Origin of the sequence: Rhodococcus sp. RCBS9, from assembly GCF_029457415.1 — a bacterium.
Classification (GTDB): domain Bacteria; phylum Actinomycetota; class Actinomycetes; order Mycobacteriales; family Mycobacteriaceae; genus Rhodococcus_F; species Rhodococcus_F qingshengii.
In genome coordinates this window covers 2033279-2045684 of record NZ_CP120422.1, presented here as the reverse complement: position 1 = coordinate 2045684, position 12406 = coordinate 2033279, and the positions used below count along the sequence as shown (strand labels likewise).

Genomic DNA, 12406 nt, shown 5'->3' with positions numbered 1-12406 from the left:
CAGATGTCGGGATGCCTCGCTGATGAGCCGTCCGAGTCGATTGGGCAGGCAAGATCCTGCTTCGGAGGCCGACTGCAACAGCCTGTTTCGCCGTCAGATAGACGAAGCTGCCGCCGTCGCGCCGTTCGCCAATCTTGCGTACATGGCGAGTTTGGTCGTGATTCTGACCTACACCGTCCCGCCCGGACGTCAGACGCTCAGGTGGTTGGGTGGCGCCCTCATCTTTCTCGTCCTCGCGAATTCGATCCGAGTATGGATTCCCCTTCGCTGGCGGCCGTCGAAGCACACCCCGCGCTACGACTACGTGGGTCTGCTCGTCGAAGTGATCGTGGTCGCGACCCTCGACGTCACACTTTTCGCTCTGCTCTTTCACGACATGGACGTCTTCCGCGACTTGGTTCTGATCGCGACGATGGCCGGGATCATGGGCGCCGGGACCGTGACGTTCTCGAGTCTGAGATCGGTGAGCCTGACCTGGATCTACATTCACGGCCTCGGCGTCTTCACTGTTCTCGTCGTCCACGCCGAACCCCACTTTCGCATTCTTGCGATTCAGTTGTGCATCTACATGTTTGCGCTCACCGTAGGGGCGGTCTATCTGTCGGCCTCTTTCCAGAGACGTTGTCTCGCAGAGTTTCAGGCGGAATCCGAGCGTCAGACTGTGGCGTTGTTGCTCGACGGTTTCGAGGGCGGTTCCCGCGACTGGCTGTGGGAGTGCGACACCAACGGCCGGTTCTCCCACACCTCGGCACGTCTCGCCGAGGTCGCAGGTATGACGGTGGACGAGTTGCAGCAACTCACCTTCGGACAACTCCTCACCAGACTCCAGATCGCATCGAGTCCGGAGGGGCGTGCGGCCGCGGCCCAGATGATCGACAAACTCGAATCGAGTGCTCCCTTCCGGGACACTGTCGTGCCGGTGCATGTCGACGGTAGGCGACGCTGGTGGTCTCTTTCCGGCAATCCACGGGTCCTCGAATCCGGCGTGATTCTGGGTTGGCGCGGTGTCGGTTCCGACATCACGGAGAGGTATGTCCACGAGCAGGAGATCCTTCGCCTTGCGGCCACCGACTCGTTGACCGGGTTACCGAACCGTCGTGCGTTCGGAGTGGCGCTCGAGGAAGCGATCGATTCCCGCGTGCCGGAGAAGCAGGTTCTCGTCGGGATTCTCGACCTCGACAACTTCAAATCGGTGAACGACACCCTTGGCCATCCGATCGGGGACCAATTACTTCTCGAAGTCACGAAACGCCTTCGCGACGTGATCGGTTCGGACATGTGCTCGCGGATGGGCGGTGACGAATTCGGGCTGATCGTCTGCACCTCTTCGCGCGACGATCCCGGTGTGATCTTCGATCGGTACCTGGAAGTGCTGCACGAACCATTCTTCGTCGAAGGCAATCGGATCGAAGTGCGGGCCACGATCGGTTACTCGAGCGCGCCCGAGGATTCGACGGACGCCGACGGATTGGTGATGCTGGCGGATCTGGCTCTGTACGAGGCGAAGTCGACGGGACGCAATCGAGTGGGTAAGTTCTCACCGCTGCTGCGGGCGAGGGCATCGGCGCGGGCGACGGCGTTGCACGAGCTGGACAGAGGGATCGAGGAAGGGCAGTTCGATCTCCATTACCAGCCTCAGGTCGACACTCAGACCGGTGAAGTGGTGGCCTTCGAGGCTCTTCTTCGGTGGAACCATCCCAGCCGCGGCCTCATCGGGCCCAGCCAGTTCATCTCGGTGGCGGAGGAAACCGGAATGATCATTCCCCTCGGCGCGCAGGCAATGGCGATGGCGACCGCCGCTGCTGCGGGGTGGCCGACCGGAATTGGCGTCTCGGTCAACGTTTCACCAGTGCAGTTGGTGTCGCGAGAGTTCGGTGCGATGGTGAAGAAAGCGCTGACGGATTCGGGCTTGCCTCCGCAACTGCTGCAGCTCGAAATCACCGAGACAGGTGTTGTGGACGATCGCGCGATCCGGGATCTCTACAAGCTGCGTGAGCTCGGGGTCACCGTCGCACTCGACGATTTCGGCACCGGCTATTCGTCCTTTGCCACGCTCCAGAGACTTCCAATCGACGTTCTCAAGATCGATCGCATGCTGGTCACCGACTCGGACGATCCGAAGATGTCCGTGGTGAAGTCCATTGTCGAATTGGCCGCGGCCCTCGGTATGAAATCGTTGGCCGAGGGCGTGGAGACCATCGAGCAGTTCCGCCGCGTCCAGTGGGTCGGGTGTGACCTGGTCCAGGGTTACCACATCAGCAAGGCTCTGACCGCTGAGCGCGTCGATGTGTATCTTGCCGCGACGGACACGGAAACTGGGCGCAGCGTCCACCCACTTACGTGGCTGTGAATCAGATCTGAGCCGAGCGGATCGTATTACCGCCTGCCGCTTTCGCTTGATACATCATCGAATCCGCGACATTTGTCGCCGCCAGGATTGCGGAAGCACCGCCGCTCCACGCCTTCGATTCGGCGGTCATCATCACCGCTCCGACGCTCACCGTTGTGGGGATCGCGTCGGAACAATCCGACAGCGCCGCGTTTATCCCTTCGATCAACAGGGTTGTCGATTCGGGATTGCCGGCGATGACGGCCAGGTATTCTTCCCCGCCGGTTCGAGCGATGACTCCGCGTTCGCCGAGATGTGTGCTCAATCGGTTCGCGGTTCTCCTGATGACATGATCGCCTTCGGCATGACCGTGAAGATCATTCACCGTTTTGAATTTGTCGATATCGACGACGATGAAGGCGAGAGATGAAGAATCGTCTCGGGCGCTCTCGAAGAGATCGCCGACTGCCCCTTCCAGTCCCCGACGGTTGAACAGTCCAGTGAGGGGATCCCGGTCCGAATACTGGGCATCGCGGTAGAGAGTGCGCCAAGTCAGGTGCGCAAAAATGGGAACGAGTGTGACAGCTCCGAAAAGAACGGTGCCGCGGGCCAGAAGCGTCGTGATATCGACGTCGCCTTCCATATATGCAAGAACGAAAACGGTAGTCGTGACGGTCGTCGACCAAATGACATGAGCGACAAGCCACTTTGCGCTGACAAAAAGCGTCGCAAAGGTTCCGGTGACCGCGAAGACGATGCAACCGAACGTCCCGGACGAGCGATCCGGCACCAGGAGGACGGCAGCCGCGATCCCGAGATCTGCGAATATTCCGAATGCAAGCAACCCCCGGCGTCCGGGAAACGGTTGTGTGAACCAGCATGCGGCGATGCCCACACACGTACAGATCATGAAAATCGAAAGAGCTTTGCCGGGTGTGGTCGGCGGCGTATCCGGACCGATCAATTTGTAGAAAGCGGACAGTCCGAAGATGATCGTCATCATTCCGAGCAAGGTTCGGAAGATCGGAATGATTGCCCGGCCGGATCTCTGGTGCTTTATCCACTCGTAGTCGTGTGGTTCGTTGAACCATTCGTGAAGTGTTCGCCAAGAACTGTGCCCCTCGGAGGTGATGACAGGGCTCGGCATGCTGTCCATTTTGCCTTGAATTTAGGTAAAGAGAAAATCTATGTTCGACCGCTTCCATCGGATCGGCTCTTTTCGGGGAAGAGGTTCAATTATCGAGTCGAGCGCTTACTCGATGCTTGTTTCAAGCCTTCTTCGAACTGCTGTGTGCGTTGTTCGAGGCGTTCGCGAACGATCCGACTTTTCGCGTACGAGACTTTCTCACGCCGTAAGCGGCGAGGATGACCCCCAGCGCGACCAGGCTTTGGACGAATTCCGCGCGCGTGGGTTCGTTGAGACCCATTCCCACCAGGATCACGAGAATCAGACCAGTGACCACTATCGGCAGGCCGGGATACAACCAGACACGGAATTTCAGAATCTCGGGGCTTTCGCGTTCCCATCGGCGTCGGAGGCGTAGTTCGGATACACAGATCAGGATGTAAACGAACAAGCAGATTGCGCCCGACGAATTCACGAGGAACAAGAAAATCGTATCCGGCCAGATGTAGCCGGCCGCGATACAGAAGTACCCGGCCACGGTGCAGGCGAGTACGCCCTTCACCGGCACGCCGCGGCTGTTGGTCCGTGTCATCCAGGCCGGCGCGTCGTTGTAGACGGAGAGTGCGAAGAGCATCCGTGACGCCGTGTACAGGCCGGAATTGAGGCAGGACAGCACCGCGACCAGAACCACGAGATTGAGAATGTCGGCGGCGCCGGGAATTCCGAGCAGGTCGAGTGCGGAGATGAACGGAGAATCGCCGACGACGAACGAATCCCACGGCAGCATCGTCACGAGGAGGAAGGTGGCGACAACGAAGAAGGCGAGAATGCGGAAGACGACCGTGTTCGTGGCCCGCCTGATCGCTCCGGCGGGTTCGGCGGATTCCGCTGCGGCGATCGTGACAAGCTCGGCTCCGGTCATGGAGAAGATCACGGCGACAACGCCCACCAGTACGGGGGTGAAGCCGTTCGGCAGAAATCCTCCGTGGCCGGTCAGATTGCTGAAATCGACTTCACTGCCGGGCCAGATGCCGAAGACGAACAGACTGCCGAGCACGATGAAGCCGATGATGACGGCGACCTTGATACCCGCAAACCAGTACTCGGCCTCGCCGAAGTTGCTGACGGAGAGAAGATTGACCCCGGTCATCACCAACAGGAGTACCGCTGACATGAGCCAGAGCGGGACACCATGGATCCACCGGGAGAGCAAGGTTGCTCCGACGACGGATTCGATGCCGACGACGATCACCCAGAAATACCAGTAGAGCCAGCCAGTGGTGAAACCCGCCCAGTCGCCCAACGCCATGCGGGCGTATTCGGTGAACGATCCCGTACACGGCTTGGCCACGGCCATTTCGCCGAGCATGCGCATCACCAGGAACACGATGATCCCGCAGATCGCGCACGTGATGACTGCGCCGGGGCCGGCCTGGTTGATGATTCCGCTCAGACCGACGAAGAAACCGGCGCCGATGACGCCGCCCATGGAAAGCATGGTCAGGTGGCGCTTCTTCAAGCCTGTTTTGAGTGTCGAATGAACGCTGGCGGCTTCGGCTGTTTCGGTGCTGCTGTCGGGCATCTGGGCTCAGCTCCTATTGCATGACGCGATCAGTTCTTTCGGAGAGACGCTAAGCTCATCGTGTGATCCAGAACATGGACTTGATGTACAAATCTGAACTGGAAACTGTCAGTTCTGTCCACTGCCTTTCTATTCACTGCCCTCGGAGGTTCCGGTAATGCCGATGACTGTCCGGCGCCTGGCGGCCACCACCTCGCTCGGCCTCACGATCGTTGCCGGTCACGACGACGTGGATCTGTCGATCAGCTGGGCGCACGCAATCGAATTGCAGGATCCGACCCGTTGGCTCGCCGGTGGAGAGCTTGTCATGACGACGGGGCTGCATCTACCGCGTTCGGCGACAAAGCAATACGAGTACGTCGAGCGCATCGCGCAGACCGGTGCGGTGGCACTGGCGTTCGACACCGGCACCGTGCACGAGAGGGTGCCGGACGCGATCATCAGGGCCGGCGACGAACTGGGTTTTGCCGTGCTTTCCGTCGCCAAGGAGACGCCGTTCATCGCCATTTCGCGGGCCGTGATCGACGAACTGACCGCCGACCAGATACGAACGGTGCAGGCGGTGGTCGACGCGCAGGAGAAGTTGGCGCGTGCCCTGCTCGACGGGGTGCCGGCTCTGATCACTGCCCTGGGTCGAGCCGTTCACGCAGCAGTCTGTGTTCTCGATCGGGACGGCGCGGTGCTGGCTCTGACGGAAGGTGCGAGTTCGTCTCTGCCCGAACGCATCAGGGAGCGATCAGGTAAGGAGCGCAGCCGGATCGTGGTGGACGACGACGGTCACCTGGCCATTCACCGCCTTGCTGTGAGCGGCACGCTGGCCGTGGCGTCCGAGGCCGCCTTGGATCAGTCCGAGCGATTGTTGGTGGGCCACACGGTGTCGCTGTTGACCATCGAGCTTGCCAAGCCGTTGCGGGTTGTCGATGCCGAACAGCGGCTGAGGTTGGCCGTTACGACGATGGTGCGCCAGGCCGGCGGTGACGTCGACGAAAGTCTGTTGCGGTACTTCGGATTCGAATCCGAAACCACGGTGGTGGCAACCGCCTTGACCGATGTCGGACCTTTGCTTGCGGCCACCGACATCACTTCAGCGGCCCTGGAAGAAGAGTCGGTGCCGTACCTGTTGGCCCCGCTGACTGACGGAACCGGTGTGTGGTTCGTCGTGAAAAGTGAAGTTGCGGAGAAGGTCACACGCAGTGTGTACGCGAGAGTGCGGGAGAATTCACGCCGGAGTATCAACGGTGGAATCGGTGGCGTCCGGCCGATGAGCGGTGTTGCGGCCAGTCTGCGCGAGGCCGTCTCTGCTGCCAAAGTGGGGCAGGTCGAAGGACACACGCTCGTTCCGTTCTCGGAGCTCGGGACTTTCAGTCTCTTGTTGAGTGTGCAGTCGAGCGAAGTTCTGCAGTCGATCGCGGCCGGTGGTCTCGGTGTGCTGGAAGGCTACGACGCCGAGAACGGTTCCCGTCTGGTGGACTCGATCGAAGCGTTCCTGCACCACAATGGTCAATGGGAATCCGCTGCAGCGCAATTGGGTGTTCACCGGCACACGCTGCGTAACCGCATGGACAAGGCTGCCGAGTTGATCGGCCGAGATCTCGATTCCGCCCACACCCGGTCCGAGTTGTGGATCGCACTCAAAGCTCGTGAACTGCTGCAGGCGGAATCGAATTCAGATCACGCTCGGCCGCCCCTGAGATAGACGGTGGTGGTGTGAGTGAAGAACTCTCGTGCCGCGTCGCCTTGTTCCTTGGGCCCGTATCCACTCCTCTTCGCACCGCCGAAAGGTACGTGGGGATCAGCGCCCGCCGATTCCGAATTGACGTGCAGGATCCCCACGTCCAGATCGTCGACACCGGCAAGTGCACTGGTCAGGTCTTGCGTGAACAATGCTGCGGACAAACCGAATTCGCCCTCGTTCGCCAAGCGGAATGCGTCTGCGGTTGTTGCTGCCCGCTGCACCGCCAGTACCGGGCCGAAGAGTTCCTCGAACCACAGTTCGGTGCTCGACGGTAGTTCCAGCACTGTCGGTTGGACGTAGTAGCCCGACTGCGGCGCTTCGGCGGTGGCCACAACCCTGGCGCCGCCGTCGACGGCTCGATTGATCCCCTCGATGATCGACTGCTGCGCGTATGCGCTGACCACGGGACCTGTCGTGACGTCGGGATCGAGTGGATCTCCGACTCTCAGTTGCTTGACTTCAACGGTCAGCCTGGCCAGGAATTCCTCGGCGATGGATTCATGGAGCACCAGACGTGAAGTGGCCGTGCATTTCTGGCCGCTTGACCGAAATGCGCCCAGCATCACCTGCTCGACCGCAAGCTCGAGATCTGCGTCGGCAAGTACGACGGCTGCGTTCTTTCCACCCATTTCCGCCTGTACCGGAACTCCGCGCGCCGCAGCAGATCCCGCGATCTTTCGGCCGACGCCGGTGGAACCGGTGAAGGTGACGGCGTCGAGGTCCGGGTGATCGACCAGCGCTTCACCGGCCGCGCTGTCGGCGAGGATCATGTTCAGGACTCCGTCGGGTAGGCCCGCTTCGGTCAGTGCCTGCGCGAGACGGAAGGCCAGAAGGGGCACCGCGGCAGCCGGTTTCCAGACGACGGTGTTTCCGTACACCAAGGCAGGCGCAATCTTCCATGCCGGGATCGCGATCGGGAAGTTGAACGGCGTGACGACGCCTACCACGCCGAGAGGTTTGCGAGTGACGAGAATCTGCTCGCTGCTACGTGGGGAGGAATACACCGTTCCGGTCTCGCGGTCGGCGGCGTTGCCGTAGTAACGCAGAATCTGCGCTGCGCGGCGCACCTCTCCGATACCCTCGGCCAGCGTTTTCCCTTCTTCGCGGGTGAGTTCTTCGCCCCAGGCCTCAGCGTTGGATTCGATGATTTCCGCTGCGCGAGTGAGGTATGCGCCGCGTGCGGACATCGGCAGGCGGGCCCAGTCATTCGCGGCGATGCGGGCGACGCGAACACCGGTCGCCATTTCGGAGGCACCGGCGCGGCCTCCGGTGGCGACAACCTCGTCGGGACGGGCCGGGTTGGTGTCCGTCAGTGTGCCGTCGCTGCCCGTGACCCAAGCTCCGCCGATCAAGCTGCGCACTGCGACGCTCATCGGACTGCGGCCACAGCGTCGCGAAGAATACCGAGTCCTTCGGTCAGCAACTCGTCGGAGATGCTCAGCGGTGGGAGGAAACGGACGACGTTTCCATAGGTGCCGGCGGTGAGCAGAAGGAGACCGTGCGCGTGGGCGTAGCTGACGATCTGGGCGACGGCCTCGCGATTCGGAGCCTTGTCCTCGTCGTGGACGAGTTCGATTGCAATCATGGCGCCGCGTCCGCGAATGTCGCCGATTATGTCTGTGTCCGAAGCGATTTCGGACAAACTTGTGGTCAGAATGTCGCCGATGTCCTTGGCGCGGTCGAGGAGCCCTTCCATCTCGATCGTCTCGAAAACTGCCAGGGCGGCCTCGCAGGCAACGGGATTGCCGCTGTACGTACCGCCGATACCACCGGGATGCGCGGCGTCCATGACGTCGGCACGGCCGGTCACGGCGGCGAGTGGCATTCCGCCGGCGAGACCTTTTGCGGTTGTGATGATGTCGGGGACGAAGTCCTCACTCTCGCTGGCGAACCAGGATCCGGTTCGTGCGATACCGGTCTGGACCTCGTCCGCGACGACGAGAATGCCGCGCTCACGGCAGAATTCCGAGATTCGCTTCAGGAATCCCGGAGCGGGAACGATGAAACCGCCCTCACCCTGAATCGGTTCCACGACCACAGCGGCTACCGATTCGGCGCCGATCTGAGTGTCGATCGCAAGACGGAACTGGGCGAATGCTTCGTCGGCCGCGTTTTCGGGGCCGCTCGGCCAACGGTAGGGGTATGCCATCGGAACCCGGTAGACCTCTGGTGCGAACGGGCCGAATGTGGCCTTGTACGGCTGGTTCTTGGCTGTCATCGTCATGGTCATCAACGTGCGACCGTGGAATGCGTGGTCGAAGACGACAACTGCCGGGCGACCGGTGGCGGCACGTGCGTATTTCACGGCGTTCTCGAGCGCTTCGCTGCCGGTGTTGAACAGCGCTGTTCGCTTCTCGTGATCTCCCGGGGTCAGGCGGTTGAGCGCTTCGCAGACCTCGAGGTACCCCTCGTAGGGGTTTGCGAGGAAACACGTATGGGTGAACTGACCGAGCTGGCGCGTGGTGCGTTCGACCACGCGCGGCGCACTGTTTCCGACGGTGGTCACGGCGATGCCGCTGCCGAAGTCGATGAACGAGTTGTCGTCGACGTCGACGACAACTCCTCCGCCCGCTGCGGCAACGTAAATGCTGGATCCGCTGGTCAGCCCGGCCGGCAGTGCGGCGCTCCGGCGCTTTGCCAAAGCGCGCGAGTTGGGGCCGGGCACTTCGGTGACGAGGCGTCGTATCTGGGGAAGGGTCGGTCCACCGATGCACGTTTCCGTGCCGTGCTCGAGAATGGTCATCGCAGTGCCTCCAGTCGTTTTCCGAACTGTAGGACGGCGATGAATGATCCGGACATGGCCGGATTGTCGAGTGGCTTCTATCTCATAGGACGCCGCGTCCAGCAGGTTGTCCAGCAGGTTACTGTGCGAAACTGCCGAGGAATCGTTGCAACAGTGGGTTGTACACCTCAGGGGCTTCCCAGAACGCTGCATGCCCCACACCGGGAATCACGTGATACGTGCCCTCCCAGAGATTCGCGAAGGTCAACGACGCGACATACGACGTGTTCACGAACGGGTCCTCGGCGCCGTCGATCACCGCGAGAGGCACAGACGCCGTTGCAACCAGAGCCTTCTGATCCGATTCGCGGCCGGCGCCGAATGCGTCGAACATGATCTTGCGAGCGCGTCCGTCCGTGCGTATCGCGGCGTCGAGTGCAGCCTGCTCGAAGGGAACGGCGGTCATTCGTGCGTAGAGTTCGGCTTCTTGCGCGGTGATGACCTCGGTGCCGCCGATGGACAATCCGTCGCCGGCTTTGAAGGCGTCGCCGAGCGTCTCGGGATTTGCCGGCGGCGTACCGGTGATGACGATTCCGGTGAGCCCGGGGAATTTCGCGATCAACTCGAGAGCGATGTGTCCGCCGAGCGACCAGCCGACGACAACGGCTCTTTCGACGCCGAGTTCGGTCAGAACATCGACGATGGCGTCGGCGTAACCGTTCTGCGTGTATGCGGCTTCGGGATCGCTCGCGTCCTCGGAGTCGCCGTGGCCGAGTAGGTCCAGAGTGATCATGCGGTAGTCGCCGGCCCAGTCGGCGTCGACCTGATGACGGAAGATGGAGCGGCTGGCCGAGTTCCCGTGGATGAAGACAACCGGAAAACCGTCGGTGGCACTGTCGTCGACTGCCATGACGCCATGCCGGGTTTCGATCTTGGTGGTTGTCATCGGAATCCTCATCGTTCGAAGTGCACGGTCAGCGGGTATCCACGCTACCGGGCATATGCGGCATAGAGTTCACCCGTGGACTTCGCATTGCGCTCGTGCAGTTGGCACGGTCACGAGACCTACGCTCCGGACGAACCGGAACTGCGGGATCGACTACATGTGGACACTGCGGTGGGTCAGGCGTGGCGGTGCCTACGTTGCGGCAACTTCGTCCCGGGAGCGCCCCGAGCATCGGGACCGGCGGACGCCGCCCCCGAGGTTCCGCGGGGGAGGCTGCTTCGCGACCGGTTGATCATGCGACTTCTCGCCACCGAGAGAATGTTCCGCGCTCTGGGTTTGGTTCTTCTGGCGATCGGTGTGTTCGAACTGAGATCGTCGAAGGGTCGCGCCGAGGACGCCTTCGAGAACGAATTGCCGTTGATCAGGCCACTTGCCCGTCAATTGGGCTGGAACATCGACGATTCCAAACTGGTCCATCACATCGAGCAGGCGTTTTCGTTGTCCGCTACGACGCTCACCTGGATCGCAGTCGGGCTGTTGGTCTACGCCGGCCTTCAAGTGATCGAGGCAGTCGGCCTGTGGATGGTCGAACGCTGGGGCGAGTACTTCGCGGTGGTGGCGACCAGTTTGTTCCTGCCCCTCGAAATCTACGAATTGACCGAGAAGATCACGTGGTTGAGGGCCGGGTTGCTGCTGGTGAACATCGCTGCCGTCGTATGGCTGATCTGGAGCAAGCGACTCTTCGGTGTCCGCGGCGGCGGCGCGGCGTATCACGCCGAACATTCGGAGGAGAGCTTGCTGACGGTGGAGAGGGCCGCGGTCAAGCAGGCTTCGTGAGACCAGCTTTCGACGCGGCAGCACCCGCCAGCGTTGCTGCACCGATCGTGATCATGGCGGCGAGGAGGATGGCTGCGGGTTCACCGTCGCCCATCACCCCCAATTGAGTGCCCACCGTAACTGCGGCAACCGGTACTCCCAGTTGTGCGGCGGACAGCACGCCGAGAGGGAGCGGGAGACCGAGGGCGCGTGTCGCGGCGTGAACCACGAGAGTTGCTCCGCCCAAGACCAATCCGAGCCAGATGGCGGACGGATGGGTGACGAGGTCGCGCAGATTGATCGCCGCTCCCAACCAGACGAAGAAGAGGGGAGCGAAGAAGCCGTCGGTGATGGCGAAGAGCTGTTTGGCGAGGCGGCGGGGTTCACCGATCGCGGCAAGAACGAGCCCGAAGGCGAAGCCCGCGAGCATGATAGACACGTGCGTGCTCGACGCCAGCGCTGCCAGAGAAAAGAGGATCACCAGATTGATCCGGAGTTCGAGTGCAAACTTTCTTTTCTCCGAGAATTTGTGGAGCCTTCGCCAATGGCCGGACCGGTGGAAGGCTCGCAGTACGAAGAACAAGGCAACCGCACACGCCGCCACAGCCAGTGCGCCGACACCGGCACGAGGGGCATTGTCCGGATCGATCACCAAAGGCAGCGCAACAATGCAGACGGTGTCCGCGATCGCGACCTGGGCAGTCATCTGCAGAACCGAGGTTCCACCGAGCCCCAGCGAATCGACGATGGGGAGAATCAACGCCGCGGACGACGACGCGATCAGGACCGCGTACAGCGCGGCGTGACCGGTGCCGAATGCCGTCGCCGCACCGTAGCCGGCAACAACCGACAGGAGCCCGACGACAACCGAGCGAACGGCACCCTTGCCGATTGCCGCACGAACTGCCGGATCGCGGACCGGGACGTGCGAGCCGGCCACCATCATCGTGAGCGCGAACCCGATATCGGCCAGGAAGGTGAAAGTCCGGTCGGAAGAGTCCAGCAGCCCGAAACCTGTGACACCGAAGACGACGCCCGCGGCAAGTTCGCCGACCACCACGGGGACATGCCAACTGACGCGAGCGCCGAGCAGCGGGCCGAGAATGCCGGCCAGCGCGACGAGGGCAAGGATGCCGAAGGTCATCGACGA

The 12406-nt window shown here is 61.8% G+C and carries 9 protein-coding genes; 3 read left to right on the top strand and 6 right to left on the bottom strand.

Translation table 11 applies throughout. The annotated features are described in order from the left end of the window. Positions 1-22 precede the first annotated feature (22 nt). A complete protein-coding gene (locus P0M12_RS09815; protein ID WP_007730571.1) occupies positions 23-2350 on the top strand; it encodes an EAL domain-containing protein in 2328 nt (775 codons plus the stop codon). Between the two features lies 1 nt (position 2351). Here the strand turns inward: P0M12_RS09815 and P0M12_RS09810 are convergent, their stop codons facing one another. Together P0M12_RS09810 and P0M12_RS09805 are read right to left on the bottom strand one after the other, a co-directional pair. Further along, a complete protein-coding gene (locus P0M12_RS09810; protein WP_238565200.1) occupies positions 2352-3476 on the bottom strand; it encodes a GGDEF domain-containing protein in 1125 nt (374 codons plus the stop codon). A gap of 121 nt (positions 3477-3597) precedes the next feature. After that, positions 3598-5037, bottom strand: a complete 1440-nt coding sequence (locus P0M12_RS09805) for an amino acid permease (RefSeq protein WP_007730577.1) — start codon at positions 5035-5037, stop codon at positions 3598-3600. Between the two features lie 163 nt (positions 5038-5200). On the opposite strand from P0M12_RS09805, the gene P0M12_RS09800 reads away from it, so the two are divergent. Continuing rightward, positions 5201-6733, top strand: coding sequence for a PucR family transcriptional regulator (locus P0M12_RS09800; protein WP_230793203.1), 1533 nt, complete (start codon positions 5201-5203; stop codon positions 6731-6733). Here P0M12_RS09800 and P0M12_RS09795 read toward each other — a convergent pair. The 3 genes from P0M12_RS09795 to P0M12_RS09785 all read right to left on the bottom strand — a co-directional run bounded on the left by P0M12_RS09795 (position 6709) and on the right by P0M12_RS09785 (position 10440). Then, a complete protein-coding gene (locus tag P0M12_RS09795) occupies positions 6709-8145 on the bottom strand; it encodes an aldehyde dehydrogenase family protein (RefSeq protein WP_007730582.1) in 1437 nt (478 codons plus the stop codon). The two genes, P0M12_RS09800 and P0M12_RS09795, sit on opposite strands and share 25 nt — an antisense overlap. Beyond that, positions 8142-9515, bottom strand: a complete 1374-nt coding sequence (gene gabT, locus P0M12_RS09790) for a 4-aminobutyrate--2-oxoglutarate transaminase (RefSeq protein ID WP_007730584.1) — start codon at positions 9513-9515, stop codon at positions 8142-8144. Before gabT ends, P0M12_RS09795 begins: the two co-directional genes overlap by 4 nt. A 118-nt stretch (positions 9516-9633) precedes the next feature. Beyond that, a complete protein-coding gene (locus P0M12_RS09785) occupies positions 9634-10440 on the bottom strand; it encodes an alpha/beta hydrolase (RefSeq protein ID WP_063316016.1) in 807 nt (268 codons plus the stop codon). A 75-nt stretch (positions 10441-10515) separates the two neighbouring features. On the opposite strand from P0M12_RS09785, the gene P0M12_RS09780 reads away from it, so the two are divergent. Then, a complete protein-coding gene (locus P0M12_RS09780) occupies positions 10516-11277 on the top strand; it encodes a DUF2127 domain-containing protein (protein WP_003943067.1) in 762 nt (253 codons plus the stop codon). Here the strand turns inward: P0M12_RS09780 and P0M12_RS09775 are convergent. Then, complete coding sequence (locus P0M12_RS09775; RefSeq protein ID WP_256520082.1) at positions 11261-12400, bottom strand: cation:proton antiporter; 1140 nt, start codon at positions 12398-12400, stop codon at positions 11261-11263. The genes P0M12_RS09780 and P0M12_RS09775 overlap by 17 nt on opposite strands. Positions 12401-12406 lie beyond the last annotated feature (6 nt).

Coding starts and splice junctions, on each gene's coding strand:
- P0M12_RS09815 (WP_007730571.1), top strand. CDS start 23: ATGAGCCGTCCGAGTCGATTGGGCAGGCAAGATCCTGCTTCGGAGGCC.
- P0M12_RS09810 (WP_238565200.1), bottom strand. CDS start 3,476: ATGCCGAGCCCTGTCATCACCTCCGAGGGGCACAGTTCTTGGCGAACA.
- P0M12_RS09805 (WP_007730577.1), bottom strand. CDS start 5,037: ATGCCCGACAGCAGCACCGAAACAGCCGAAGCCGCCAGCGTTCATTCG.
- P0M12_RS09800 (WP_230793203.1), top strand. CDS start 5,201: ATGACTGTCCGGCGCCTGGCGGCCACCACCTCGCTCGGCCTCACGATC.
- P0M12_RS09795 (WP_007730582.1), bottom strand. CDS start 8,145: ATGAGCGTCGCAGTGCGCAGCTTGATCGGCGGAGCTTGGGTCACGGGC.
- gabT (WP_007730584.1), bottom strand. CDS start 9,515: ATGACCATTCTCGAGCACGGCACGGAAACGTGCATCGGTGGACCGACC.
- P0M12_RS09785 (WP_063316016.1), bottom strand. CDS start 10,440: ATGACAACCACCAAGATCGAAACCCGGCATGGCGTCATGGCAGTCGAC.
- P0M12_RS09775 (WP_256520082.1), bottom strand. CDS start 12,400: ATGACCTTCGGCATCCTTGCCCTCGTCGCGCTGGCCGGCATTCTCGGC.